This window comes from Microcoleus sp. B6-A1 (assembly GCF_036705085.1).
Classification (GTDB): Bacteria; Cyanobacteriota; Cyanobacteriia; order Cyanobacteriales; family Microcoleaceae; genus Microcoleus.
The window spans coordinates 24,067-48,321 of the sequence record NZ_JAUBTU010000054.1; the positions used below are offsets into that span (position 1 = coordinate 24,067).

At 49.3% G+C, this 24,255-nt stretch carries 21 protein-coding genes and 2 pseudogenes; 8 read left to right on the forward strand and 15 right to left on the reverse strand.

The annotated features are described in order from the left end of the window. Positions 1 to 256 precede the first annotated feature (256 nt). The 3 genes from gyrA (at position 257) to QUB11_RS19760 (ending at position 5,258) form a co-directional block, all read left to right on the forward strand. Positions 257 to 2,968: a DNA gyrase subunit A gene (gene gyrA / locus QUB11_RS19750; protein WP_333391494.1), complete on the forward strand. Its 2,712-nt coding sequence runs from the start codon at positions 257 to 259 to the stop codon at positions 2,966 to 2,968. Positions 2,969 to 3,086: 118 nt separating this feature from the next. After that, a complete protein-coding gene (locus QUB11_RS19755) occupies positions 3,087 to 3,743 on the forward strand; it encodes a Uma2 family endonuclease (RefSeq protein WP_333391496.1) in 657 nt (218 codons plus the stop codon). 219 nt (positions 3,744 to 3,962) lie between these two features. Beyond that, complete coding sequence (locus QUB11_RS19760) at positions 3,963 to 5,258, forward strand: ribonuclease D (protein ID WP_333391497.1); 1,296 nt, start codon at positions 3,963 to 3,965, stop codon at positions 5,256 to 5,258. A gap of 523 nt (positions 5,259 to 5,781) precedes the next feature. Here QUB11_RS19760 and QUB11_RS19765 read toward each other — a convergent pair. The 6 genes from QUB11_RS19765 to QUB11_RS19790 form a co-directional block, all read right to left on the reverse strand. After that, on the reverse strand, positions 5,782 to 6,834 hold the full coding sequence (locus QUB11_RS19765; protein ID WP_333391498.1) for an NAD(P)-dependent alcohol dehydrogenase: 1,053 nt from the start codon (positions 6,832 to 6,834) through the stop codon (positions 5,782 to 5,784). Between the two features lie 39 nt (positions 6,835 to 6,873). Next, positions 6,874 to 7,008: a hypothetical protein gene (locus QUB11_RS19770; RefSeq protein WP_333391500.1), complete on the reverse strand. Its 135-nt coding sequence runs from the start codon at positions 7,006 to 7,008 to the stop codon at positions 6,874 to 6,876. A gap of 47 nt (positions 7,009 to 7,055) precedes the next feature. Continuing rightward, positions 7,056 to 7,832, reverse strand: a complete 777-nt coding sequence (locus QUB11_RS19775) for an SDR family oxidoreductase (RefSeq protein ID WP_333391502.1) — start codon at positions 7,830 to 7,832, stop codon at positions 7,056 to 7,058. Between the two features lie 56 nt (positions 7,833 to 7,888). Further along, positions 7,889 to 8,419, reverse strand: a complete 531-nt coding sequence (locus QUB11_RS19780; RefSeq protein ID WP_333391504.1) for a cyclophilin-like fold protein — start codon at positions 8,417 to 8,419, stop codon at positions 7,889 to 7,891. Between the two features lie 242 nt (positions 8,420 to 8,661). Then, positions 8,662 to 8,799, reverse strand: coding sequence for a hypothetical protein (locus QUB11_RS19785; RefSeq protein WP_333391506.1), 138 nt, complete (start codon positions 8,797 to 8,799; stop codon positions 8,662 to 8,664). 10 nt (positions 8,800 to 8,809) lie between these two features. Continuing rightward, positions 8,810 to 9,211: a (R)-mandelonitrile lyase gene (locus QUB11_RS19790; protein ID WP_333391508.1), complete on the reverse strand. Its 402-nt coding sequence runs from the start codon at positions 9,209 to 9,211 to the stop codon at positions 8,810 to 8,812. A gap of 533 nt (positions 9,212 to 9,744) precedes the next feature. Here QUB11_RS19790 and QUB11_RS31330 point away from each other — a divergent pair. After that, positions 9,745 to 9,888: pseudogene (locus tag QUB11_RS31330) on the forward strand (AraC family transcriptional regulator N-terminal domain-containing protein); the annotation flags it as partial. On the opposite strand, the gene sufU reads toward QUB11_RS31330, so the two are convergent. The 7 genes from sufU to QUB11_RS19825 form a co-directional block, all read right to left on the reverse strand. Next, a complete protein-coding gene (gene sufU / locus QUB11_RS19795; protein ID WP_333391510.1) occupies positions 9,885 to 10,337 on the reverse strand; it encodes a Fe-S cluster assembly sulfur transfer protein SufU in 453 nt (150 codons plus the stop codon). The pseudogene QUB11_RS31330 and the gene sufU sit on opposite strands and share 4 nt — an antisense overlap. Positions 10,338 to 10,344: 7 nt before the next feature. Continuing rightward, entirely contained in the window at positions 10,345 to 10,950 is a 606-nt protein-coding gene (locus tag QUB11_RS19800; RefSeq protein ID WP_333391512.1) for a nucleotidyltransferase family protein, read from the reverse strand. A 48-nt stretch (positions 10,951 to 10,998) separates the two neighbouring features. Further along, complete coding sequence (locus tag QUB11_RS19805; RefSeq protein ID WP_333391514.1) at positions 10,999 to 12,138, reverse strand: XdhC family protein; 1,140 nt, start codon at positions 12,136 to 12,138, stop codon at positions 10,999 to 11,001. Positions 12,139 to 12,239: 101 nt separating this feature from the next. Next, positions 12,240 to 14,456 (reverse strand): xanthine dehydrogenase family protein molybdopterin-binding subunit, encoded by a 2,217-nt coding sequence (locus QUB11_RS19810; RefSeq protein ID WP_333391516.1) that lies wholly within the window; start codon positions 14,454 to 14,456, stop codon positions 12,240 to 12,242. 126 nt (positions 14,457 to 14,582) lie between these two features. Next, positions 14,583 to 15,575: a xanthine dehydrogenase family protein subunit M gene (locus tag QUB11_RS19815; protein ID WP_333391518.1), complete on the reverse strand. Its 993-nt coding sequence runs from the start codon at positions 15,573 to 15,575 to the stop codon at positions 14,583 to 14,585. After that, positions 15,562 to 16,380, reverse strand: a complete 819-nt coding sequence (locus QUB11_RS19820) for a 2Fe-2S iron-sulfur cluster-binding protein (protein ID WP_333391519.1) — start codon at positions 16,378 to 16,380, stop codon at positions 15,562 to 15,564. Before QUB11_RS19820 ends, QUB11_RS19815 begins: the two co-directional genes overlap by 14 nt. 63 nt (positions 16,381 to 16,443) lie before the next feature. Then, positions 16,444 to 17,388, reverse strand: coding sequence for a (R)-mandelonitrile lyase (locus tag QUB11_RS19825; protein WP_333391521.1), 945 nt, complete (start codon positions 17,386 to 17,388; stop codon positions 16,444 to 16,446). 288 nt (positions 17,389 to 17,676) lie between these two features. On the opposite strand from QUB11_RS19825, the gene QUB11_RS19830 reads away from it, so the two are divergent. Both QUB11_RS19830 and QUB11_RS19835 read left to right on the forward strand, forming a co-directional pair. Continuing rightward, entirely contained in the window at positions 17,677 to 18,660 is a 984-nt protein-coding gene (locus tag QUB11_RS19830) for an AraC family transcriptional regulator (RefSeq protein WP_333391523.1), read from the forward strand. Between the two features lie 202 nt (positions 18,661 to 18,862). Further along, positions 18,863 to 19,222 carry a hypothetical protein gene (locus tag QUB11_RS19835; RefSeq protein ID WP_333391525.1) on the forward strand — a complete coding sequence of 120 codons (360 nt, stop codon included), beginning with the start codon at positions 18,863 to 18,865 and terminating at the stop codon, positions 19,220 to 19,222. 25 nt (positions 19,223 to 19,247) lie between these two features. Here the strand turns inward: QUB11_RS19835 and QUB11_RS19840 are convergent, their stop codons facing one another. Then, positions 19,248 to 19,592, reverse strand: a complete 345-nt coding sequence (locus QUB11_RS19840; protein WP_333391527.1) for a hypothetical protein — start codon at positions 19,590 to 19,592, stop codon at positions 19,248 to 19,250. 94 nt (positions 19,593 to 19,686) lie between these two features. Beyond that, a complete protein-coding gene (locus QUB11_RS19845; protein WP_333391529.1) occupies positions 19,687 to 22,218 on the reverse strand; it encodes a vWA domain-containing protein in 2,532 nt (843 codons plus the stop codon). A gap of 356 nt (positions 22,219 to 22,574) precedes the next feature. On the opposite strand from QUB11_RS19845, the gene QUB11_RS19850 reads away from it, so the two are divergent. Both QUB11_RS19850 and QUB11_RS19855 read left to right on the forward strand, forming a co-directional pair. Beyond that, positions 22,575 to 23,558, forward strand: a complete 984-nt coding sequence (locus QUB11_RS19850) for an AEC family transporter (protein ID WP_333391531.1) — start codon at positions 22,575 to 22,577, stop codon at positions 23,556 to 23,558. A gap of 164 nt (positions 23,559 to 23,722) precedes the next feature. Next, positions 23,723 to 24,178: pseudogene (locus tag QUB11_RS19855) on the forward strand (serine/threonine protein kinase); the annotation flags it as partial. Positions 24,179 to 24,255: the final 77 nt, after the last annotated feature.

The following is a 24,255-nucleotide window of genomic DNA, read 5'->3' on the forward strand; positions in this document are numbered from 1 at the left end:
GAAACCCGATCGCCTAAAAAAACCTTTTTAGCTTTTGCCAACTGCTGACAAAATCACCAACTGACAAATTATCAATTGTGCTGGTTTCGTCCCTTAATTTTTCTGGCAACTTTCCCATAAATTCCAAGGCAAATTGTGATATAATTTCAGGAGTAATTGGCAATATTTGGCAGCTCTACTGAATCCAAACCGATTTTATCGCATTTTTGAGATTTATAGCGGTCAAATTTAAATTTTTAACGGAGTTTTTCAACCTATGAGCACCTCTGAGTCGCGGATAATCCCGACGGATCTGGGTAATGAGATGTCCCGATCGTACTTGGAATACGCCATGAGCGTAATAGTCGGTCGGGCGCTACCAGATGCCAGGGACGGTCTCAAGCCCGTTCACCGACGCATTCTCTACGCCATGAACGAATTGGGCTTGACTCCCGATCGACCTTTCCGCAAATGCGCCCGCGTCGTGGGGGAGGTGCTGGGCAAGTATCACCCGCACGGAGATACAGCGGTTTACGACGCCTTGGTGCGGATGGCTCAGGATTTCTCCATGCGGGAACGCCTGATCAACGGCCACGGCAACTTCGGCTCCGTTGACAACGACCCGCCCGCTGCCATGCGGTACACCGAATGTCGCCTCACAGCCTTGACTAGCGACTCCATGCTGCGCGACATCGACTCGGAAACAGTTGATTTTGGCGACAACTTCGACGGTTCCCAGCAAGAACCCCTCGTACTCCCGGCACGCATCCCCCAAATTTTGCTCAACGGTTCCTCCGGGATTGCTGTAGGGATGGCCACCAACATTCCGCCGCACAATTTAGGCGAAATAATTGACGGTTTAGTAGCACTAATTCACAATCCAGCAATTACTGACCTGGAATTGATGCAGTACATCCCCGGCCCGGACTTTCCCACGGGAGGGCAAATTCTGGGTAGAGGCGGCATTCGCGATGCTTACACCACCGGGCGCGGTTCGATTACAATGCGCGGAGTCGCCGGCATTGAAACCATCGAACATCCCGGCCGCCCCGACAAAGAAGCAATTATTATCACCGAATTGCCTTACCAAACAAACAAGGCAGCCCTAATTGAGAAAATTGCCGAACTTGTCAACGACAAAAGATTAGATGGTATTTCCGACATTCGCGACGAAAGCGATAGAGACGGAATGCGGATCGTGATCGAACTCAAGCGCGACGCCTATCCCCGCGTCGTCCTCAACAACCTCTATAAACAAACACCCCTCCAAGCCAACTTTGGAGCCAATATGTTAGCGCTAGTAAATGGGGAACCCCAACTACTTACGCTCTCGCAATTCCTCAATGTCTTCCTAGACTTCCGCATTGAGACAATTACTCGCCGGACTCAATATGAGCTCCGCAAAGCAGAAGAACGCGACCACCTTCTGCAAGGGTTATTAATTGCCCTAGACAACTTAGATGCAATTATTCACCTAATTCGCGCCGCAGCCGACTCCGCAGCAGCGAAACAAGAATTGATGGATAATTACGGTCTTTCTGAACAGCAATCCGACGCAATTCTGCAAATGCAGCTCCGGCGTTTGACAGCATTAGAAGCGCAAAAAATCCAGCAAGAACACGAAGAACTGCGAACTAAAATCGCCGATTTGGAAGATATCTTAGCGCGCCGGGAACGCATCTTAGAAATCGCCGAATTTGAAGCAGTCGAAATCCAAACCAAAATCGCCACTCCTAGGCGCAGCGTCATCGAACACGCCGAAGGAGAAATCGATGAAAGAGATTTAATTGCCAACGAACAAGCAATTATTCTGATTACAGAGCAAGGCTACATCAAGCGGATGCCTGTCAGCACTTTCGAGGCCCAAAGTCGCGCTACTCGCGGCAAAGCAGGCGCGAAAATGAAAGAAGACGATGGAGTAGAACATTTCCTTTCCTGCTGCGATCATGACAGCGTTTTGTTCTTCAGCGACAGGGGCGTAGTTTACTCTGTCAAAGCTTATCAAATCCCCGTCTGTTCGCGGACGGCCCGCGGCACTCCTGTGGTGCAACTGCTGCCGATTCCTATAGAAGAAAAAATCACTTCTATGGTGTCAGTCACAGAATTCACCAGCGAAGAATACTTGGTAATGTTGACTCGCGGCGGCTACATCAAGAAAACCGCACTTTCCGCTTTTGGCAACATCCGCACTAATGGATTAATCGCGATTTCTCTAGAAGAAGGCGACCAACTGCGCTGGGTACGGAGAGCAAAAGTGGGTGACAGCATCATCATCGGTACGCGCCAAGGCATGGCAATTCATTTCCGCACCAATCACGAACAGTTGCGCCCAGTCGGCCGCGCGACGCGGGGTGTAAAATCGATGAAATTGCGATCGGGCGATGAGTTGATTAGCATGGACATTTTGCCCAGTTCAATTGTTGCCGAAATTGCTGAATTAGAAACTGAAGACTCGGAATTTGAGGGAGCTAATATTGCTCAATTAGAAACGGGCGACTCGGAATTTGAAGGAGCAGAAATTGCTGAATTGGAAACGGAAGATGCAGAATTGGAAGATGAAGAATTAGAATTGCAAGCCGAGGAAATTGAAGGCGAAGAGGTCGAAGAAATTTCGACAGTTAGCAGCGAAGTTCCTTCGGTGTTGGTAATCACCACCAACGGCTATGGCAAGCGGGTTCCAGTTTCTCAATTCCGCCTACAAAGACGGGCTGGCAAGGGATTGACGGCTACTAAATTCAAATCTAAAAAGGGTAAGGATCAGGTAGCTGCGCTGCGAATTGTCAACGAAGATGACGAGTTGATGATTATTACCAACCGAGGTATTATTATCCGTCAGGCTGTAAGTGCAATTTCCACCCAATCGCGCACTGCAACGGGTGTGCGGGTGCAGCGGTTAGATGAGGATGATTCGATCGTAGCTGTGGCTTTAGTGCCCGCAGCGGGTGAAGAATCGGCGGAAGAATCGGAATCTGAGGAAGTGGCAGAATAGTCCTAGGTTAATAGTTTGTAAGGTGCGCCCTGCGTACCTTACTGCTGAATGGTAAAAATGCGATCGCCCCTACTCAGAAGTTTTCCCTCAAAAGTCAAAGATTTTTTCCGGTGAGGTAATGATGAGTCAACTCCAAACCAAACTACTAACTGATACCTGGGTTACAGCGACTTGGGATGAATATATAGAAATTATTAAACAGCCGGAGTACGATCGAGCAAAATGCTACTACTACAACGGACAGTTGAGGATTGAAATGGCAGCAGTCGGGGCCGATCATGCGGATGACAACGGAATTATCGTCATCTTAATCAATTTATTTGGCATTGCTAAAGGTATAAAAATGAGACTGCTGGTCAACTGTAGCTACGCCAAAACAGGTGTCAGAGGCGCTCAACCTGATGCTTCTTACTACATCGGAGACCGGGTACAAACGGCACCTCGCGGCAGTTGTGTAGTGAATTTAGATAGCCTAGTTTCCCCAGATTTAGCAATTGAAATTGCCGACAGTTCTCTCGTGGACGATTTGGGGACAAAAAGAATGATTTATGAAGAATTAGGAGTGTCGGAATATTGGGTAGTAGACGTACAAAAAGCGCAAGTTATTGCTTTCAAAATAATTGCTAACCGGGGAAGCGAACGTCTGACGGAATCTCAAGTTTTGCCGGGGCTAAAAGTTGCTTTATTAGAGGAAGGTTTGCGCCGGAGTCGCCAGACGGACAATACAGAAGTAGGCAACTGGTTTTTAGAGGAAGTTCGCGGGAATCCTCAATAGTGCGATCGACTGTATTCTTTTTTTAACTGGAGGCTAGAAACCCGGTTTCTACGAGTTTTGTGGACAGGAACGAGAAATATAGGAAGAAACCGGGTTTCTGAGGTTTGCGTGTCTCCAGGACAGGGCAATGCCATGTCCGGCGCTTGAATCGTTGACAATCGATCCGATAATTGCTATAGCATAATATAATCAAAAAGTTAATAGCAAAAGTCGATTAAAATGCCTTATTTAACAGCAGCAAACGACATCAAAGCACTCATTGCTAAATTTGCCCAAGCTAAAATCCTGTGGGTTGATACAGAAATAGCAGACTATAAATCCAATCCCAGATTATCTCTGATTCAGGTGTTAGCTGACTCCACAGATTCCACGGGAGATGCCACTTTTATACTAGATGTCTTGGATAAACCAGAATTGGCAAAAGATTTCATCAACCAAATCATGGTAAATCCAAATATTGAAAAAGTTTTGCACAACGCCAGCTATGACATCAGATTTCTAGGCAATGACGACGCTCAAAATGTCACTTGCACATTAAAAATGGCGACAAAGATTCCCACTTACATTCTGCCCTTACCTAATCGACAACTCAAAACTTTAATAGAAACACTTTGCGGCATTGCTTATGTAGATAAAACAGAACAAAGTGGCGATTGGGCAAAGCGTCCCCTCACCGAGAAGCAGCTAGAATATGCCAAGATGGACGCGGTTTATTTAGCTGGAGTGCATGGCCGCCTCCTAGAAATCCTTGCCCAATGTTACCCCGAACCCGCAACGGAAAACTTGACAGCATTGGGCGAAAAATATCAGAAAATAGAATCTCAGTGGAAGCCGCTAGATTCAGAAATCGCTGAAGTGAAAGAACGATTTAAAGCAGGGATGATGGCCCAAAAGCTCAAAGACAGTTCTTATTTTGAGCTTTCCAGTTCGATAACGATGAAAGTTGATTTTATGACGCTGGCCAGACTGACGCAAACTGAGGGAATTGAGTTAAATTTTCCAGTGACGCTGACGAAAGAAATTCAAAAACAGTTAGGCCAACTCATCGCCGATCCATCTTTGGAAGTTGAGGAGATTGCTAGTTGGCGCTTGAATTCCAACCTACAGCAACGGCGAAAATCTACTAAGAAAATTGCCCCGGAACCGGAGAGTGAGGATTTAACAGCATTGGGGGAAAGGTACAAAGAAATTTTGCCTGAATGGAAGTTGCTGGATTCAGAAGTTGAGCATCTGAAAGAGCGCATTAAAAAAGCAATGTTGGTGCAAAATAAGGAAAATACTCCCCATTTTAAGTTATCCAGTTCCTCGATTTTGAAGGTAGATTTTGCTAGCTTGGCAAAACTTGCGTTATCTGCGGGAGTCGAGTTAGATTTTATGGTGACGTTGACTCAATACATCCAAAAGCGGTTAGGGGAAGCGATTAACAAAATTGATGTGCAAATTGAGTATATTACCAGTTGGCGGATGACGGCTAAGACTGTGGAAGAGGAAGATGATGATGAAATCCCTTTTTAACTACTAAAATATCACGTTTCCTCTCATTTTTCTGTGTTGTCCGGGGTCTGGGAGGGTGAGGAAGAGGTCGAGGAACAAGACCCCATAAGGGTTGCAGCCTGTGTACGCTGTTGATAAAAGCGACGTTTATTACGAGTTAAATTCATTAACTATTGTACAAATTCAGAATATTTATCCAAATAATTCACCCACTGATTTCCATCTTGCGCCAACCCCAAAGGTACTCTGTCTGCGCTATTTTTTGCTTTGTTCTTTAGGTGGAACTTCCCCGCTTTGGGGCAGGGGTGTTTCATTCGACCTAGGAGTAAACCCCCCGTGGTTGCCCCGATATTTGAAACACCGATTCCCTCGTCCGTGGAGGGCGTAGGCACGGGGAGTAGGGGTAGCACTACCCCTACAAAACGATGATTTCCCTGAGAATGAAACAGCCCTGCCTGCAGCCCTGCCCGATCGCGGAGACTTCCAGATTGCTGTTGCCAAGTTTGCGCGTTTGCATGATTACTCCTTCGAGGTTCCACCTCGGTTATTCAGATTTAAGGGATGCCATATCGATACAGAAGCGGTATTTCACATCGGACTTGAGCAGTCTTTCGTAGGCTTCATTGACCTTCTGGATGGGGATGACTTCGACATCGGCAGTGATGTTATGTTCGCCGCAGAAGTCGAGCATCTCCTGGGTTTCAGCGATGCCGCCGATGTTAGAGCCGGAGAGACTGCGGCGGGCCATTATCAGGCTGAAGGCCGCGACCTCCAGGGGCTTCTCAGGTGCGCCGACAAGGGTGATGTTGCCGTCGAGGCGAAGCAGGTTGAGATAGGCGTTGATGTCGTGATTGGCGGAGACGGTATCGAGAATGAAATCGAAGCTGCCAGCGTGCTGCTGCATCTCGTCGGCATTGCGGGAGACGACCACTTCGTCAGCACCGAGGCGCAGCGCGTCTTCCTTTTTGTTGGGCGAGGTGGTGAAAACGACGACGTGGGATCCGAAGGCACGGGCGAACTTCACACCCATGTGGCCTAGCCCGCCGATACCAACCACGCCGACCTTCTTGCCCTTGGTGACATCCCAGTGGCGCAGAGGCGAGTAGGTTGTGATTCCGGCGCACAGGAGTGGCGCGACTCCAGGGAGATCGAGGTTGGTGGGAACGCGCAGAACGAAGCGTTCATCGACGACGATGCTATCGGAGTAACCACCATAGGTCACGCCTCCCAAGTGCTTGTCCGGGGAGTTGTAGGTGAGGGTCAGGTTCGGGCAGAACTGTTCAAGTCCAGTTTTGCAATTGGGACAACTGCCGTCCGAGTCAACCATGCAGCCGACTCCTGCCAGATCGCCAGGCTTGTACTTCGTCACTGCCGAGCCAACCTGGGTGATACGTCCCACCATCTCATGACCGGGAACGATCGGGTAGACCGTGCCGCCGCCCCACTCGTTTCGCACCATGTGAAGATCGGAATGGCAGATGCCGCAGAAGAGGATTTCGATTTGAACGTCGTGTTCGGTTAGATCGCGCCGTGCGATCGTGTCGGAGGCTAGCGGTGATGTTGCACTGGCTGCGGAGTAAGCTTTGGCGTTGTACATATATTGATGCTCCAATCTGCAAGATAAGCTGGTTTACTTCTACTCGGTCTTGAATCTGTCCTGGTATTGTTCGTCGCTGACTTTTTCCAGCCAGTCCAAGGGTTTGCCGTCGAGTACCTCCTGAGTAGCGATAGGAGTCATCGCCGTTGGCGGTGAAGGTGGCGATCGCGACAATGCTTTGTTGTCCTGCGTTTAGGGTTCGATCGGGTTGGCGACGAATATCACTGCACCGTTTGGCCACCGTCGATGACCAGGGCGTGCCCAATGACGAAGCCAGCCGCGTCGGAGCACAGCCAGAGGACAGCCTCCGCGATCTCCTCGGGCTTGCCCATCCGTCCGACCGGCTCCTCGGCAATCACCTTGGCGCGCCCTTCGTCCGTGCCGCCGGTGAAGCGACCCATCATCGGGGTGTCGATGTAGCCGGGACAGACGGCGTTGACGCGGATGTTCTGCGCGGCGTAGTCGAGGGCCGCAGCCTTGGTCAGTCCGATCACGCCATGTTTCGCGGCGGTGTACGCGGGGCTGCCCTTGATGCCGATGATTCCCGCGCCCGAGGAGGTATTGACGATCGCGCCGCCTCCCTGCTTGAGGATCAGCGGGATCTGGTGCTTCATGCACAGGAAAACGCCGCGGAGGTTGATGTCGATAATCCGGTTCCACTCCTCCTCCTCGTACTCCGCCGTCGGAGCCGCCTTCCTCGGCTCGATGCCCGCGTTGTTGAAGGCGAAGTCCAGCCGCCCGAAAGCCTCAACGGTCTTGTCCAGAGCCGCCTTCACGTCCTCGGTTCGCGTCACATCGCACTTGACGGCGATCGCCCGTCCACCGAGTTCTTCGATCGTGCGGGCCGTTTCTTGATTGCCCTGTTCTGAAATGTCAGCGACCACCACGTTAGCGCCTTCGCGTGCAAACGCCAGCGCTGTAGCTCTACCGATGCCGTTCGCTGCTCCAGTCACAAACGCAACCTTTCCTGTGTAGCTTCCATTCTCGTTAGTTGTCATTTTTTACTCCTTTGCGTGTTGCCTATTAGGGAAGTCTTTATTGGAACTTTCTTTTCTTACTCGATCGGCTCCACTGTTGCTTTTACAGAGCCAGGTACATTGAATGCTCCTACGCCAGCATCGATCTTGCCGATCGTGATGATGCCGGGGTCAGGGATTGGTTGTTCGTCGTGGCGATAATAAATAGCCACATCAGGACCGGGAGACCAGTAAATGATGTCTCCAACTTCATAGGTTTTGGTTCGCTCACCCTCCTCCGAAATTGCTCTCGGCAGGCGGGCAAACTTTTCTCTTCCAAACAAATCGTTCATCGTCAGCGTTAATGGCAGCAGGGAAACAAAATCCCGAGTGGTTTTACTGTCGATCGACGTGGCTGTAACGGCTTTGTCTCCGACCTTGATGATTATCTTCATCAAAAATTTGGGTTTGAAACCCCGTCCTTTTAGGACGGCTTTACATTGGATGGGGGGAGGATTAGTCCCCCTTTTCTTGCTTGCTACCGCCTTGAATATACTGACGACGTTCGACGTTTTGTATTCGCCTTTCGCCTGGACAGTTACAGGCTCGTGCTTTTTACCTGTACGCATAGCAAGTGGCTGTAAGCCCGTGTTTATATATCCCTTCGCCGCTGACTATCCGAGAGGTTAAAAACTAGGGAAGCATTCTTAACGTCGCTTGGTGTACCACCACCATATAGTTCAGCTTGTCTCGAAGACCCAGGCTAGACACTGGTTTGGCCTCAAATTAAGAAGGTGGTGAGTCTTCCGCTTTCAAGCCCCATCCCTTTAGGGTGGGGTTAGTGACACTGCTTGCCTGCTTGGTTGATAGGTCAGTCGGCAGCTTCGACGAGGCACTGCCAGGCATCCTGTTGTCGGCTCGGCAGGCTGAGTAACTCAGGGACATCGTTAGGGCGAGAACCAAAATCAGCATTGTCTTCTGGCAGTTTCTCCCCTTGATGGGAAACCATTTCAAAACCATTAAGATCTTCCTGCGTACTCCTCGTCGCTGACCTGTTCCATCCAGTCCACGGGTTTGCCGTCGAGCCATTCCTGAATGGCGATGTGCGTCATTGCCGTGGTTGCCGTGGCACCATGCCAATGTTTCTCACCCGGCTCGAACCAGATCGCATCCCCCGGACGAATTTGCTCGATCGAGCCGCCCCAGCGCTGTGCAAGACCGCAGCCAGCCGTGACAATTAGGGTCTGTCCCAACGGGTGGGTGTGCCTGGGTGTCCGAGCACCAGGCTCGAACGTGACGCTGGCACCAGACGTGCGTGCTGGTTCGTGCGCCTCGAACAGGGGGTCAATGCGGACAGTGCCGGTAAAATACTCAGCCGGTCCTTTGGCCGAAGGCTGTGAGCCACTTTGTTTAATTTCCATTTCTTAATTCCTTCACTTGATGCCATTTCGGTGGCTGTCATAATCGTAGAAATTGAACACTTCTCGCTTCTCTATCAATAGGAATGGATGTTTTAAGAAGCAATGTTAACTTTGATGGCATTTTGATTGTCACTCAGCAGGTTTCTTGCCCAATCAAAACTGAGTTTTCTCTTGTATAAAAGTCCAGAATGCTTACAATTCGCCGGAACCGTTTTTCATTGCTTTAGCTTCATTCTAAGAATCCTCAAGCCCAAGCAATAGAACGATCGTCTAAGATTGTTGTACAATCCTGCAAACTTAGAAACGAACGCTGCCAAAACGAGTGAAAAGTCCGCTAGGTCGTTAATGAACGACTGAGCGGATTGCACAGGCTATTCGTCAGGATGGGACGATTGAGCCGCTGACTGATATCATGTCTGGTCGAGTGACCGCGATTTTTGTAGGGGCGGGTTCACCAACAATACCTGCCAATAATTGACCATCTCAAAAACCCGCCCCGACCGGGATATTATGGTTAATCGATCGGACATGATATGAAAGGATTGCACTTCAACCAATCCTCCTCACCTTCGGAATGCGTTGATAGTGTCTCTATCCTTGCCTTTTGTGCGATCGCCCAAGGCAGCAAACAAGTTCTTCTGGGGAGCGCGATCGCGCTTCTGTTGGATGCTGGCTATACCTGTTCATTCCTAGTTTCAACCGAACTCAGCGCCGCTTTGAGGGTATGCCAAGCCAAAGTTGCACACTTAACCCGCATCGGGTATCGGGAAACACCTTGCATGATATTGAGTTTCTCCAACGGAGGCTCAAACAGAGTATTTCCCGCTGCCATCTCGCGGAACTGTTCTACCATTAAAAGCACCTGTGAAATAGTTTTGCCTTTGATAGCGATCGCCATTAAGTCAGCAGAAGCAAGGCACAAAGCACAACCTGCACCTTCAAATTTAATATCTGCAATTTTACTTTCTGCTTCCTCTAGTACCAGCGTTAAATCAACCACATCACCGCAATAGGGATTTTCTCCTCGGTGTTGACGGTGTACTGGGTTAGTTTTTCCTTTGTTTTGCGGTTTTGTGGCGTGTGTCAAAATTACTTGTTGGTAAATTTGGCGATCGTTAGTTTTCATAATTTATTCACTCTTTAAAATTCTTTAATAGCAACTGCTGGTAATCGTCCAGGGTATCAATATCAATCGCAGCTTCTGGTATGAGCAGAATCACTCCTGTATCTATATATTTTTGTATTAACGCTTTTGCACCTTTATCTCCTTCAAGCTGCATCAGTTCGGGAAATAAGACCTTGCTAAACAGGGCAGGTACGCCTGTTGTTTCGTTATACTTTGAGGTAATAATTACTTTTTGCGTTTCTTGATAAGACTGAATCAATCGATTAAAAATCTGGGGAGAAACTAGCGGCTGATCTGCAAGTGAGATGATAACTGCATCAAGTTTAGAGTTAGTTTTTAGTAGCATACTAATACCAGCGCGAATAGAAGAAGACATTCCCTCTTGCCATTGGGAGTTCTCTACAACTTGCACTGCCTTTGACATGAGTTCCGGTTTAATTTGTTCTACATAAGCTCCCAGGACTACTATGATAGGTTGGCACAGAGAAGCTAAGGCAACTTCAACCGCATGGAGTATCAGGCTGCGTCCTTGATAAGGAAGCAATTGCTTTGGTTTTCCCATGCGGGTTGCAGAGCCAGCAGCGAGAATAATTAGACCGATTTTAAATACCATACCGAAGTTGTGAATTTTTGATTATTAAGAACATACTCCCATTAGCCATTAATTTTTTGATAATTGACTATTGATTGAATCATGAATTGGTACAGTGCGATTTCTTAAAAAACCACCTTGATGCTGTGCTGTTACTGCTTGAATTTCGGCGATAATCGCCAAAGCAATCTCTTCGGAATTATCTGCCCCAATGTCGAGTCCCACCGGACTATATAAATTTTGTTGCTGTTGTGGAGTGGGGATAACTCCTTCTTCTTGTAGTTCTTGCAATAATCGGGCTGTTCTTTTCTTAGGGCCAAGTACACCTAAGTATTTTAAGCCAGAAGGCAATAAAACTCTCAGCAATTCCAGGTCGTCTAAATAATTATGAGTCATAACTACAGCAACAGTACGCTCATCTATCTCGATTTTTTTTAATACATCCTGAGTAGAACAAAATTTAACTCGATCTGCTTCTTGAAAACGCTTTCGGCTGGCTTCCCGTTGGCGGTTATCAACTACAGTAATAGGCCATCCTAACTGTTTGCCAAAGCGAACAACGGGAAGAACGTCATACCCAGCACCCAAAATTACCAGCGACAGCGGCGGCTGAATGACTTGAATAAAAACTTCAACTTTCCCGCCTATTAACTGATATTGTTTCCCTACCGAGGTTTTGTGTTGAAGTGCTGTTTGTGTATCCCTTAAAACCGCTGCTGCTAATTCCTCATCGCTGATGTGGTTGATGATATCTGAATTTAGTAGCAAGCGATCGCCTATTTGAGATTTGCTTTCACCCTCTATATTAAATACAGTTGCAATAGCACACTCAAACCGAGCATCAAGGCATTTGTGCAGAAAACTAATTTGGTTCGGCTCGTTTACTGGCAACGATTCAATCAAAACATAAGCAATGCCTTGACAGCCCAGCCCCAATCCCCAAATTAAATCTTCCTCGGAGGTGGAGTCATACTTAACCACACAAGGAGTACCAGTGTTCATTACCTGCTGTGCTTTCTCAAATACATCACTTTCCAAACAGCCACCGCTAATTGCACCTACTATCAAGCCATCTGCACTCATCAACATTCGCGCACCAGGACGGCGATAAGTTGAACCTTCCACTTTAACTAAAGTTGCCAAGGCTAGCTTTTTCGTGGTGTTTTTTACTTGCTCTAAAGCAGCCTTAATATCGTGTAGTTCTTTCATTGGTCAGCCTAAAAATTTTTGTATCATATCAATTCCGGTTGCACCGTCTGTCATTGTTGACGGTGCAACCGGAATCGATATCATTCATCAAATGACCTCACTCAAAGCAGCTTGTCCGGCGTAATCGGCAGATCCCTGATGCGTTTGCCCGTGGCATGAAAGACAGCGTTGGCGATCGCCGCCGGGATGCCCACCATGCCGAGTTCGCCCATACCCTTGACACCGAGCGGATTGACGACTTTATCCTCCTCCTCAACGAAGATCGTATCGATCTCCAAGACATCGGCATTAACCGGCACGTGATAGTGCTGCAAATTCGGATTCATGATCCGCCCGTAACGGTGGTCGATTTCAGTCGCCTCTTGCAGCGCCATACCAATGCCCCAGACAACGCCGCCGATTTCCTGACTGTGCGAGGCCTTCGGATTCATAATCTTGCCGCAGGCGCTCACTTCAATGGCGCGCGTAACCTGGACAGTCCCCACATCCGGATCGACCTTCACTTCAATGAACTGCGCGCCGTGCGCCAACGTCGCATACTTCTGGCGATCCTCTGAGGGACGCGACTCGAATGTTTCCGTGATTGCGGTGAGACCATTACGCTTCATCACTGCGGAGATGTTGACAAAACGCGACGGGTCGCTTTTTAGTCGCAGTTGCCCGTCGAGCATCTCGACATCCGAGGAGGCTGCCCCCTTGAGCGGAGAATTCGCTTCTTGGTTCGCGAGGGCGAGCAGCTTCGTGCCGATCGCCAGAGCCGCCCCGCGCACCGCCGAGCCAACGCTCGCCGTCGTCCAAGAGCCCCCCTGCGACGGCGATCGAGGGAACTTCGTGTCGCCGAGTTCAAATTTCACCTGTTCCAACTTCAGCCCCAGATACTCGGCAGCGATCATGGTCATCACGGTGTAGGTGCCAGGCCCGATGTCGCTGGTGGCACTTGCGACTTTGGCCGTGCCGTCCACCCCCAGCGTGATCAGGGCAGCAGCAGGCATCTGGGAAGCGCCCCAGACCCCGGTCGCCATTCCCCAACCGACGAGTAGCCGTCCGTCACGCATCGATCGGGGCTCGAACTTGCGATTCTTCCAACCGAATTTTTCCGCGCCGAGCCGGTAGCACTCCCGCAACGCCTTACTCGAAAATGGCTTGCCGCTCTCGGGGTCTACTTCGGCATAGTTGATCAGCCGAAGTTCGAGCGGGTCGATCCGCAGCGCATAGGCCAGCTCGTCCATCGCACATTCGAGCGCGAACATCCCGCTAACGGCCCCCGGTGCGCGCATCCAGGTCGGGGTGGGGAGGTCCGTGTCAGTAATCTTCAGCGGCGCGTAGAGATTCGGGCACGCATAGACTTGGCGCGTGAAACCCGTGGTGTCGTCTGAGAACTCCTCGAGGGTGGAGGTGTTGTGCACGGCTTCATGAATCATCGCGGAGAGCTTTCCAGATCGCTCCGCGCCCAGCGCAATCTTCTGAATCGTGTGCGGACGATAGCCGTGGCCAGTGAACATTTGCGTGCGCGTATAGACAACCTTGACTGGGCGCCTGAGTTCGCGGGCTGCCATCGCTGTCAGCGCCGGATAATAGTTCGGGCGCAGCGACGACCCAAAGGCCCCGCCGACGAAGGGCGAGACCACACTCACGTTTTCCTCCGGCACGCCGAAGCTCGAAGCCAAATGTGTCCGCACGGTATAGACCCCCTGCGTCTTGTCGAAGACCGTTAGCTTATCCCCTTGCCAAACCGCGATCGCCGCGTGCGGCTCCATAGGGTTGTGGTGCTCGATCGGGATGCGGTACTCGGCCTCTACCTTCACGGCCGCTGTACGCATCGCCTCTTCGGGATTACCGCGCGGCTTCGGAGCCGGCCCTTTAGTGGGGACGCGCGCGATCGAGCGCACCGCCTCAGTGTCGGTCATGTGCTGCTGTGAGTTGTAGGAGACTTTAACCAGACGTGCCGCATAACGTGCCTGCTCGTATGTCTCGGCGACGACGAGTGCCACGGGCTGCATATTGAAGAAGATTTTGTCGGACTGGAGCGCCCGAAACGACTTGTCTTCCTCCTCGGTGGCGCGGGGCGGGGCCTGCTCCGTGGAAGACTTCGGACCAAGCTTCGGTGCGTTCAGGTGCGTGAAAACGCGAACTACGCCTGCTGCGCCTTCAGCCTCGCGCGTGTCGATCGATTTAATCGTGCCCTTTGCTACAGTTCCCAGCACGATAAAACCGTAAGCGAGATTGGGAACCTGGAATTCCGCCGCGTATTTAGCCTTGCCCGTAACTTTGGCTGCACCGTCCACGCGGCTCATTTCTTTTCCGATGTATCTTGCCATTTCGTTTATCCTCCCTAATATCAAATCCGCCCTTCATCGTCCTGTATTCATCTCTCTGTTCTCGAACTCTGCGTTCTCTGCGTTCTCTGCGGTTTAATCATTCCAATGCAACCGGAATAGATATAATTAGACCGCACCGCTCGTCAACGCTTTCTGCAAAGCCAGAACAATGGCGCGTTTTCCGAGTTCGACTTTATAACCGTTATGTTCAAGGGGTTTGGCATCTTTTAGAGCCGCTGCGGCAGCAGCCTGAAAAGTTGTTTCCGTCGCAGGTTTTCCAATCAGAACCTTTTCCGCTTCGGGCGAACGCCAAGGTTTATGCGCGACGCTGCCCAAAACAACACGTGCCTGTTTGATGGTGTTGCCGCTTGTTTCTAAAGCAGCAGCCACCGCAAGCAGTGCAAAAGCGTATGAAGCCCGATCGCGAACTTTTAAGTAATAAGACTTATTGGCGAAGTTATTCTTCGGCATTTCGATCGCGACGATCAAGTCTCCGTGCTGAAGATTGTTATCTTGTTGCGGCGTGTCACCTGGCAAGCGATGAAAATCCTGGATCGGGATTGTGCGTTCTTGCCCGTTCGTGCCGCGAATCCTCACTACTGCATCAAGCGCATAAAGCGCATTCGCCATATCGCCCGGGTAAGTCGCCACGCATTTGTCGCTGTAGCCAAAAATGGCATGAATGCGATTGATCCCCTGAAGCGCTCCGCATCCGCTGCCGGGATCGCGTTTGTTGCAGGGCATAGCGATGTCGTAAAAATACTGGCAACGGGTGCGCTGCATTAAATTTCCCCCGTTGGTCGCCATATTGCGAAGCTGGGCGGAGGCGCCGGCTAAAATCGCCATTGACAGAAGCGGGTAATTTTGCCGGATGAGCGGATGGTTGGCCGTGTCGGTATTTTTGGCTAAGGCGCCGATCGAAATTCCGTTCGAGGTCGATCGAATTTCCGCCAGATTCAAACCTGAAATGTCAACAACTTCGCTGGGACGCTCGACGTATTCTTTCATCAAATCAATCAAATTTGTCCCGCCTGCCAGAAACTTTGCCGTTTGATTAGCGGAAACGGTGCCAACGGCGCTTGCCGCATCAGTGGCGCTGGAATATTTAAACGATTGCATCGGCTTTGCCCCCCTCGTTTAATGCAATGGCAATTTCTTCATCGCTGGCAAAATGCCAAGCCTGGGCTGTTTCGCGCCCCGACTGAACTTCTCTGATTGCCGCAACGATTCCCGGATACGCGCCGCAACGGCAAATATTGCCGCTCATGCGTTCTCTGATTTCTTCATCAGAGAGTGCTACATTCTGCGTGCTCGTCCGCACATTGTTAGTGACGTGACTCGCGTCGCCGTTTTTGGCTTCCTGCAGCAGCGCCACCGCCGAACATATCTGCCCCGGCGTGCAGTAGCCGCACTGGAAGCCGTCGTGTTTGATGAACGCCGCCTGCATCGGATGAAGATTATCGCCGTCAGCGAGCCCTTCGATGGTCGTCACCTCTTTCCCCTCGCAGCTAGCGGCAAGTGTCAGACAAGAAAGCACGCGACGCCCGTCAACGATGACCGTACAAGCGCCGCACTGTCCTTGATCGCATCCTTTTTTGGTGCCGGTCAATCCAAGTCTTTCGCGCAGGGCGTCGAGCAGCGCCGTGCGCGAATCCACTTCCAGCCGTTGGGCCGAGCCGTTGATTTTCAAAAGAACGTTAACGGCGTTTTCCACTCCAGGGGTCTGGGCGAACACGGCGTCGGGCGCAGCGGCGAGGGTGGAAAAGGCCTCCTCTTTAGCCAGCAGGTGGAAGGCGAAAGTGCCGAGTAGGGCTGCCATGCTTTGCCCCAAGAATTTGCGGCGAGCAGCGCCGACAATACCGAGTTGGTCGAGCAGTGTTTCTTCGTCCCTACTCAAATCGTTCTGTTCTTGATTATCGTCCATGATTCTCCTTGCAAAATTCTCAAACAATCCCTGGACAAGTGTTTGTTTTTCGCGCCGGCTCTTCTAACGGTCTGCACCCACCGCAGGCGCTTGTGTGCCTTCGCTCGGGCGTCCTGTGCTCTCGAAGACTTCCTTAGCCACGGCAATCGCGGTAACTGCGTTAGGCCAGCCCGCGTAAAACGCCAGGTGCGTAATGGTCTCGATCAACTCGTCTTGGGTTACGCCGTTTTCGCGCGCCCTGGCGAGGTGAGAACGGAGCTGGTCGGGACGGTTCATCGCGATCAGCGCGCTGACGGTCACCAGGCTGCGATCGCGCTTTGATAGCTGAGGACGTTCCCAGACATCAGCAAATAGCACGTTGTCAGTAAGCTCGACTAACTTGGGGGCGATGTCGCCGAACGCTGTTTGGGCCGCCGTCGGTTGCACGCTGACAGCGGGGACGGAGCGTGCAGGCACAGCGGATGGCGATCGTTGCGCCTGGACTGGCGTGCCGTACTGCTCGTCGCTGACCTGTTCCATCCAGTCCGTGTTCTTGCCGTCGAGCTGTTCCACGATCGAGATATGCGTCATTGGCGTATTTGGCGAGGCTCCGTGCCAGTGTTTCTGACCGGGCGGAATCCGGACGACATCTCCTGGCCGGATCTCCTCGATCGGTTTCCCCCAGCTCTGCACCCGGCCGACGCCCGCTGTCACGATCAGGGTCTGACCAAGCGGATGGGTGTGCCATGCCGATCGAGCACCAGGCTCAAATGTAACGTTGGCGCCAGACGTGTCTGCTGGATCGTTCGCCTCGAACAGAGGATCGACGCGCACCGAACCCGTGAAGTTTTCGGCTGGCCCCTTCCGCGAGGGCACATAGCCACTTCGCGTGATGTTGATTGTCTGCGAATCTTGCATTGGCGCGGTCTGGGGAGCACCGGACCCCTCGGCGGCTCCTGCCGGATTTGCTTGGGCCGAGGCCGAAGCGAGCAGAGAAAGCGATATGACCGTTGCGGTGAGCAGTTTCATCCTTTGAATTCCTTTGGCTACCCCCAATTGTAGAGATCGAGCACTTAGCGCCTGCTCTATCAATAGGGATGAATTTTTTAAGAAGCAAGGTTAACTTTGATGACCTTTTGGTTGTCAGTAGGCGAATCTCTTGCCCAATCAAAACTGAGTTTACTTTTGTATAAAAATCCAGAATGCTTACAAGAAGCCGAAATGGTTTTTCATTGCTTTGGCTTCATTCTAAGAATCCTCAAGGGCAAGCAATAGAACGATCGTCTAAGATTGTTGTACAATCCTGCAAACTTAGAAATGAACGCTGCCAAAACGAGTGGAAAGCCCGATAGGTCGTTAATGAACGACCAGCAGGCAAAGCGCGAGGCAGATAGAGCGCAAGCCCACAGAGACGAACTGACTGAGCGGATTGCACAGGCGATCCGTCATGATGGGACGATTGAGCCGCTGAAAGGATTGCACTTCTACCGCTCCTCCTCACCTTCGGAATGCGTTCATAGCGTCTCTATCCCTGCCTTTTGTGCGATCGCTCAGGGCAGCAAAGAAGTGCTTCTGGGCTGCGATCGCTATCTGTACGACCCTTTGCATTATTTGCTGGCTACGGTCAAACTGCCGATTGCCAGCCAAATTCAGGAAGCGTCTAAGGCGCTACCGTACCTGGGCCTTCGCCTCGATCTCGACCCCACTATTGTTGGTTCAGTCATGGTTGAGGCGGGCGATCCCTCACCACAAAGGGATGCCAATGTGAAAGCGATTAACGTAAGTCCGTTGGATGCCAATCTTTTGGACGCTGTGGTGCGGCTTGTCAGGCTTCTAGATTCCCCTGCTGAAGCTAATGTTCTGGCACCACTGATTAAGCGGGAAATCATTTATCGACTGCTGATGGGAGAGCAAGGTGGTCGGCTGCGTCATATTGCTGTTCTGGGTGGCTGTACCCACCAAATTGCTAGAGCAGTCGATCGACTTCGTAAAGACTTTAACCAGCCGCTTCGGATTGAAAGCATCGCACGAGAGCTTGGCATGAGTGTATCGAGCTTCCACCATCACTTCAAGTCTGTCACTGCCATGAGTCCTTTGCAGTTCCAGAAGCAACTGCGACTCCAGGAAGCTCGCCGTCTGATGTTGGGGCAAAACCTTGACGCTACGAGTGCTGCCTACCGTGTGGGTTATGACGATTCCTCGCACTTCAACCGAGAGTACAAGCGGCTCTTTGGTATACCACCGATGCGCGATATGGAGCGGCTGCGAGAAGCTGCTAAGCAGATTGCGAGTTCAAAATGAGCTCCTCAATATGCCCTAATCAGGCCAGAAATCGCTAAAACATTCAAAAGCGGTTAGCGGAAGCGATTAACAAAGTTGAGGTGCAAATTGAGTATATTACCAGTGGGCGGATGACGGCTAAGGCTGTGGAAGATGAAGCTGAATAAATTCCGTTTTAAGTAATAGAATATCACTTTGGTATAAGTGAGGATATACTGAAAGTATGAGTAAAACAACTTGGAATATCCTCGGTATCCTCACCATCTTGGCAGGGATTTCCTTCTTCATGTTGATACCAGAAAAATTTGCAGTCTTACCTCCCGATCAGCGCTCTAAATTTATTGAAGGTTATGTTTTGCTTGGGGGAGTGCTTGGTGTGATTGTCGGTATCTGTTTCTTTCCCAAATCTCGTCCTATAACCTTGCGAATTTTGGGAGCGATCGGTATAGCGGGTTGCGTGTTTAATCTTATAGACGGCGCTCAGAGAGGTAACTTTTCTCAATTTCCCGTCACTCTCGCCTTCTGGCTACCAGGCTCGATTTATCTGGTGGTTAAAGGTCAGTTAGGACGAGTTCAGGGGTGACAACACCTCTGAAGTGCGATCGCTACTAACCTTGTTCTTCCAAATACTCTGCAACTGCTTGCAAGTCTTCCACTCCTCGGTTTAAGCGGTTGATAGTAGCTTCCCCAATCTCAGTATCAAAATTGAGTTTAGGATTTTGCAAAGCTAACTCTTGAATTGCCTCTAGCCATAGTGCAAGCGGTACATGACGAACAGCTTCCCGTAACCCCATATTTGCCAATACTGCAAGATAAAAACCTGTCAAGTCTTGCCCTCCATAGCCATAGAAACCATGCCGCAGTTCTAGCTTTTCGGGGGTGTAGGCTGCATATTGATCGAAAGTGATCGGTGTGCGATCGAGTTTTGGTTGTGGGAGTGGTGGTGTATCCATATTTTTTGACCGGATTTGTTACTATTGACTACATTTTGCAGTTCATTTCAATCAGCCATATTTGAGCAAGGTGAGCCTTTGCCCACCCTACTTTCTACTTCCCTACCGTGAAATACTCATTCTTAGCATACACGCTAATAATGCAGTCGCCAACTTCAAAAAACATCCCCTCTTGCTCATCTTTAGAAAATTGCAAGTTGCCGTATTTAGAATTAATTTCCTCAGCAGTCGCCGCTTTTGCCTCCATTTCATCCGGGATAAGTCCAGTAGAACCGATATAGAAAACCAGCGGTGAAACTTTTTCCCTGTACACTTTTTCAGCATAAGCTTCCAGTCGCTCATTCGCATTAGCTAAAGCAGCTACAAACTCCTCTCGTTTGACATCTTCTCCCTGCCATTTCGCTTGCAAAAGGCGCAGCAAACTATCTGCACCAACTTTGGCTAAAGTAGTGCTAACAATTCCGTTATCCTCCAACCCCAAAAACTCATCGAAAATCAATTTCATCAAGTCGTCAACTTTGGTGATTTTTGTTCGGGATGACAGCGTTTTGTGTGCGAAGACAACAGGCTCATCTAACGTGATGTCAAATGTCGGTTTTGCTAGCTTTTCGCCCGTGTTTTTGTGGTAAGCTTCATAAAGGCGATCGAGAAATTTGTTGGCAGAGTGCAATTTGCCGAAGTTGAGGATGTTTTTGCTGCCGATGTCGATTTTGTAGCTGACTCGCGAATCTACTGAACCGTTGGCGATCGCACTTTTTAAATCAGTGTATTCCGTCGTAGTCGGAAAATTGATGTAAAGGCTTTTTGACAGATAATGCTGTTTCAATTCTTCCAATTGTTCCGCAGTGTAAGCCTCGGATTCCTCCTTCAAATGAGCCGAGAGAATACTGGAGAGAATTTTGATTTCTGCGAGTTCCTCAAACACTCCGTCAAGGCTGCCGTAACGCCCGTCAAAAGGCACGAGGGGCAAAGTCTCTAACTTAATATCGTACTCTGAACGGAAGTCAAATTCTTGCACAGGCGAACCGTGTTTTTCAAGAACACCGCATTTTTTGAGCAAATCAAAAACTGGTTTGCTGCTGATTTTGGTTCGCAGCGACTTAATATTAACTTCGCCGTCGCTGACAATGGTATAATTGTTGAAAGTATTGAGGTCTGTTACCAAAATTCCCGCCACTTCTGCGATCAAACTTTCATCCTCAACTTTTACCAGCTTAGCTTTGCGGGTAATCAGCATATTGATGGTAGCGGTATTTTGATTGATGGCAAATGAACCCATTTGCACGTATTCGCCACCATCCAAGAATTCAGTTTTCAGCCAAGGCTTGACAAGGTTGCCGTTTTCGTCTCGCTTTCCCTCAATTCGCTTCAAACCTTTTCGCTGATAATTTTCTTGCAAATGTTTCAAGTTGATTATGATGCTGTTGCCGTTTTCCTCCAATATCTTGATTAACTCCAGCAGGGAAATTTTCTCGCTGACTTTTACCCGATCGCCAATTTCATGATTTTTCAACACATCAGGCGCAAAAACAGCCTCTTCCAAATCTTCCGTAAACTCGGCTATTTGGGCATTTGTCAAAGCTTTAGCGTGTTTTTCCGTCAAAGTAGCGTCGAAGGTGCTCGCCAGCGCATACTTAGCCGTATTTAAATTGCCGTCAGCGAGGTTAGCTTTCGCAAAAGCAAACACCGACTCATCAGTTTGAGCAACGGGAACATCTAGTTTGTCATACTCATCTTTGGCGACTTTCTGATATTTGTAAAACAGTCCGCGATCGTCTGCTTTCAGCCCGCAGATTTTCAGCGTGCTCGATGAACCGTTGATTTTTTTGCCACTTTTGGAAACAAAAACTTGATAATCATATTCCTTAATTAACGGTTCTTCCAGCGGCGGTGCAACGGAACTGCCTAACAGTTTTGTGCTGTCGTAAAGAGCATCATAAACCATTTTGACTTGGCCAGCGCGGATGCAATTTCCCGATAATGTATTGGCAATTTTGGAGAGAAGTTTGAAGTCAGCCGAGGCATAGGATATCGTGTTGGCAAACACATCCATGTCTTTGAGTTCTTCGCAAATTTCCCCTAGTTTTGCAGCTTCCGAATTGGCACTGGGGTCATTTGCATAGCCGTCTGTGTGCAAATTTATCGCTGTCATTTCTCCCGCTTTAACCAGAGATTTAGCGAGTTGCATCGACTGCGATATGCAGGTAGATCCAGCCGTGTGGATTTTTTGAATTTCTTTGATGTATTGAGAGTCAAACTTCAGCACTTCTTGAATGGGAATTCGCTGGAAATGACAAATTACGTCCCCATTGCTAGCATAGGAAATCAGGCTGACGATTAGCTTGTAATTGTTGTACTCGTCTAAGGTCAAAAGCTTGATTAGGGTTTCTTTCAGCGGTTCTAAGTCATAATACATTGAGCCGGAACGGTCGATGATGATGATGCTGTGAGCGACGGATTTTTCTGGGATATCGCCTGGTGTTCTTTCTAAATTAATGCGATCGACTAGATAGAAAGCCTTTGCGTTTCCGGCAAAATTGTAGAGGGTAAATTTGGTGCGAGTATTGGAGGCTGCTTGGCTGCTGGAACTTTTAACTTGAGATGATTGTTTTGCTTGCCGTGCCATAGTTTTCACCTATGTTGATTTTTTCCTCAACTTTATCATTACACGCGCTTCTGTGGATGTCAAGGCCTGTGTGGAAAATTATCTGGGAGGCTGAATAAACATTAATATTTAGCAAAGGTTGCCAAAAGTAGTGGATGTGCATCAAGGCCACAGAAACCGGGTTTTTTACCGAATCTGCGGGTAACAACGAAATATTTTCGTAAAAAAACCCGGTTTCTGACTATCAAAAGTAGTGGATGTGCATCAAGGCCACAGAAACCGGGTTTTTTACCGAATCTGCGGGTAACAACAAAATATTTTCGTAAAAAAACCCGGTTTCTAACTTACGGCGCCAGTCCTAAAATATTTAGTCAATCATGGTTTATTTAGAAAATCCGCTGCTCAAACTTTATCTAAATGTAATCGCATGGGTGGCGTTGGGATTTTTTCTCGGCCGCCAGCTACCGAGAAGCTATTCTACATATTTAGCCAAGTTTCTTTTCTTCTTTGGCACGCCATTGAGCATTGTTGCTTTTATCCGCAGCGCCAATTTGTCGGGCGCTATTTGGATGGCGCCGCTGATAGCTTGGACGGCAATTCTAGCAGGTGGAGGACTCGCTTGGATTTTGATAAATTTTGGTGTCGGTGAGGAACGTTTAAAGAGTCTTAATCCGGCCCAAAATAGCCGGGAACACACCAGCGCTTGGAGTTTGCCCACTCAAGGCAGCTTCTTATTGGCAACGATGGTGGGTAATACGGGTTTTTTAGGCATTCCCGTCACCTTGTCCTTATTGGGTTCGGAACACTTTGGCTGGGCGTTGTTTTACGACTTGCTAGGCACTGGCATGGCAATTAATATAGTGGGAGTTGCTATTGCTTCTCACTGCGGTAAAACCCATCGCCGTCAGAGTTGGTTAAGTCCCCTGCGGGCAATCTTTCAGAATCCGGCCCTGTGGGCTTTTGGTCTAGGATTTGTCTCGCGTAGCTTGCCGCTGTCGGCACAAATCGCAGAATTGTTAACAGCAGGCGCTTGGACTGTCATTACTTTAGCTTTAATTACGATCGGGATGCAGTTGAGCAAGTTGAATTCCTTGCACAACCTCAAACAAGTTTTGGCTTGTCTCGTGATTAAAATGCTGTTAATTCCCTTGGTAATTGGCACGGGATTAACGTTTTTTGGCATCGCGGGCGCGCCGCGACTTGTGCTAGTCCTGCAAATGGCGATGCCTCCTGCTTTTGGTACTACATTGCTGGCCGAAGCTTTCAATCTCGATCGCGAATTAGCCGTAACTGCGATCGGTCTCGGCTGCGTTAGTTTATTATTCACTATTCCCCTATGGATGAGGCTATTTAATTTTTAATAAAGATAGCATTTGGTAAGTTTAAAAAGTGTATTATTTCAGTGATACCCATCACAATTTTTGAGCGCTATATGTCATATTAATTTAACAATCACTGGACAGGGAAAGTGTATTGGCTTCTGCTAATGTGGAAATAGCCGGCGGAGGACGGGAAGAATAAAAGTATGGCAAGTATAAATTTTACATTGACAGGTTATCAAATTCTCGATCGCATTTACTCAGGAACTCGCACCCTAGTTTATCGAGCTTTCCGTATTGACGACAAACAGCCAGTCGCCATCAAAGTCTTGCGGAGTCAGTATCCCAGCTTCAGCGAACTGGTGCAATTTCGCAATCAGTACACGATCGCCAAAAACCTCAACTTGCCCGGGATCGTCGAAACCTACAGTTTGGAACCCTACCAAAACAGCTATGCGCTGGTAATGGAAGACTTTGGGGGAATTCCTCTAAATGAATGGATGGAACAACGGGAAACTGCACCGACTCTGAGCGAGTTTTTGCAAATGGCGATCGACCTGAGCAATACATTAGATATACTCTACCGCCACCGGATAATTCACAAAGACATTAAACCCGCCAATATTTTAATTAATCCCCAAACAAAACAAGTCAAACTCATTGGGAGCATGTCACTTTTGCAGTGAGCAATTATACTTAGGCAGGTTTTCCCTGATTACCAATTAAGCCGTTTAAGTAA

Coding starts and splice junctions, on each gene's coding strand:
- gyrA (WP_333391494.1), top strand. CDS start 257: ATGAGCACCTCTGAGTCGCGGATAATCCCGACGGATCTGGGTAATGAG.
- QUB11_RS19755 (WP_333391496.1), top strand. CDS start 3,087: ATGATGAGTCAACTCCAAACCAAACTACTAACTGATACCTGGGTTACA.
- QUB11_RS19760 (WP_333391497.1), top strand. CDS start 3,963: ATGCCTTATTTAACAGCAGCAAACGACATCAAAGCACTCATTGCTAAA.
- QUB11_RS19765 (WP_333391498.1), bottom strand. CDS start 6,834: ATGTACAACGCCAAAGCTTACTCCGCAGCCAGTGCAACATCACCGCTA.
- QUB11_RS19775 (WP_333391502.1), bottom strand. CDS start 7,832: ATGACAACTAACGAGAATGGAAGCTACACAGGAAAGGTTGCGTTTGTG.
- QUB11_RS19780 (WP_333391504.1), bottom strand. CDS start 8,419: ATGCGTACAGGTAAAAAGCACGAGCCTGTAACTGTCCAGGCGAAAGGC.
- QUB11_RS19785 (WP_333391506.1), bottom strand. CDS start 8,799: ATGGTTTCCCATCAAGGGGAGAAACTGCCAGAAGACAATGCTGATTTT.
- QUB11_RS19790 (WP_333391508.1), bottom strand. CDS start 9,211: ATGGAAATTAAACAAAGTGGCTCACAGCCTTCGGCCAAAGGACCGGCT.
- sufU (WP_333391510.1), bottom strand. CDS start 10,337: ATGAAAACTAACGATCGCCAAATTTACCAACAAGTAATTTTGACACAC.
- QUB11_RS19800 (WP_333391512.1), bottom strand. CDS start 10,950: ATGGTATTTAAAATCGGTCTAATTATTCTCGCTGCTGGCTCTGCAACC.
- QUB11_RS19805 (WP_333391514.1), bottom strand. CDS start 12,138: ATGAAAGAACTACACGATATTAAGGCTGCTTTAGAGCAAGTAAAAAAC.
- QUB11_RS19810 (WP_333391516.1), bottom strand. CDS start 14,456: ATGGCAAGATACATCGGAAAAGAAATGAGCCGCGTGGACGGTGCAGCC.
- QUB11_RS19815 (WP_333391518.1), bottom strand. CDS start 15,575: ATGCAATCGTTTAAATATTCCAGCGCCACTGATGCGGCAAGCGCCGTT.
- QUB11_RS19820 (WP_333391519.1), bottom strand. CDS start 16,380: ATGGACGATAATCAAGAACAGAACGATTTGAGTAGGGACGAAGAAACA.
- QUB11_RS19825 (WP_333391521.1), bottom strand. CDS start 17,388: ATGAAACTGCTCACCGCAACGGTCATATCGCTTTCTCTGCTCGCTTCG.
- QUB11_RS19830 (WP_333391523.1), top strand. CDS start 17,677: ATGAACGCTGCCAAAACGAGTGGAAAGCCCGATAGGTCGTTAATGAAC.
- QUB11_RS19835 (WP_333391525.1), top strand. CDS start 18,863: ATGAGTAAAACAACTTGGAATATCCTCGGTATCCTCACCATCTTGGCA.
- QUB11_RS19840 (WP_333391527.1), bottom strand. CDS start 19,592: ATGGATACACCACCACTCCCACAACCAAAACTCGATCGCACACCGATC.
- QUB11_RS19845 (WP_333391529.1), bottom strand. CDS start 22,218: ATGGCACGGCAAGCAAAACAATCATCTCAAGTTAAAAGTTCCAGCAGC.
- QUB11_RS19850 (WP_333391531.1), top strand. CDS start 22,575: ATGGTTTATTTAGAAAATCCGCTGCTCAAACTTTATCTAAATGTAATC.